We start from the raw sequence: 1293 nt of genomic DNA on the forward strand, positions 1-1293 counted from the left end.
GCGAACCAGGGGAACTGAAACATCTAAGTACCCTGAGGAAAAGAAATCAACCGAGATTCCCTTAGTAGTGGCGAGCGAACGGGGACTAGCCCTTAAGTGGCTTTGAGATTAGCGGAACGCTCTGGAAAGTGCGGCCATAGTGGGTGATAGCCCTGTACGCGAAAATCTCTTAGTCATGAAATCGAGTAGGACGGAGCACGAGAAACTTTGTCTGAATATGGGGGGACCATCCTCCAAGGCTAAATACTACTGACTGACCGATAGTGAACTAGTACCGTGAGGGAAAGGCGAAAAGAACCCCGGAGAGGGGAGTGAAATAGATCCTGAAACCGTATGCGTACAAGCAGTGGGAGCCCACTTTGTTGGGTGACTGCGTACCTTTTGTATAATGGGTCAGCGACTTATTTTCAGTGGCGAGCTTAACCGAATAGGGGAGGCGTAGCGAAAGCGAGTCTTAATAGGGCGTCTAGTCGCTGGGAATAGACCCGAAACCGGGCGATCTATCCATGGGCAGGTTGAAGGTTGGGTAACACTAACTGGAGGACCGAACCGACTACCGTTGAAAAGTTAGCGGATGACCTGTGGATCGGAGTGAAAGGCTAATCAAGCTCGGAGATAGCTGGTTCTCCTCGAAAGCTATTTAGGTAGCGCCTCATGTATCACTGTAGGGGGTAGAGCACTGTTTCGGCTAGGGGGTCATCCCGACTTACCAAACCGATGCAAACTCCGAATACCTACAAGTGCCGAGCATGGGAGACACACGGCGGGTGCTAACGTCCGTCGTGAAAAGGGAAACAACCCAGACCGTCAGCTAAGGTCCCAAAGTTATGGTTAAGTGGGAAACGATGTGGGAAGGCTTAGACAGCTAGGAGGTTGGCTTAGAAGCAGCCACCCTTTAAAGAAAGCGTAATAGCTCACTAGTCGAGTCGGCCTGCGCGGAAGATGTAACGGGGCTCAAACCATACACCGAAGCTACGGGTATCACGTAAGTGATGCGGTAGAGGAGCGTTCTGTAAGCCTGTGAAGGTGAGTTGAGAAGCTTGCTGGAGGTATCAGAAGTGCGAATGCTGACATGAGTAACGATAATGGGTGTGAAAAACACCCACGCCGAAAGACCAAGGTTTCCTGCGCAACGTTAATCGACGCAGGGTTAGTCGGTCCCTAAGGCGAGGCTGAAAAGCGTAGTCGATGGAAAACAGGTTAATATTCCTGTACTTCTGGTTATTGCGATGGAGGGACGGAGAAGGCTAGGCCAGCTTGGCGTTGGTTGTCCAAGTTTAAGGTGGTAGGCTG

The 1293-nt window shown here is 51.0% G+C and carries 1 rRNA gene; it reads left to right on the forward strand.

Features of this window, described 5'->3' with window-relative positions:
* A 23S ribosomal RNA gene (locus BT204_RS26865) occupies window positions 1-1293 on the forward strand; the annotation flags it as partial.

Origin of the sequence: Pseudomonas sp. NFPP02, from assembly GCF_900119355.1 — a bacterium.
In the GTDB taxonomy this organism is placed as follows: domain Bacteria; phylum Pseudomonadota; class Gammaproteobacteria; order Pseudomonadales; family Pseudomonadaceae; genus Aquipseudomonas; species Aquipseudomonas paracarnis.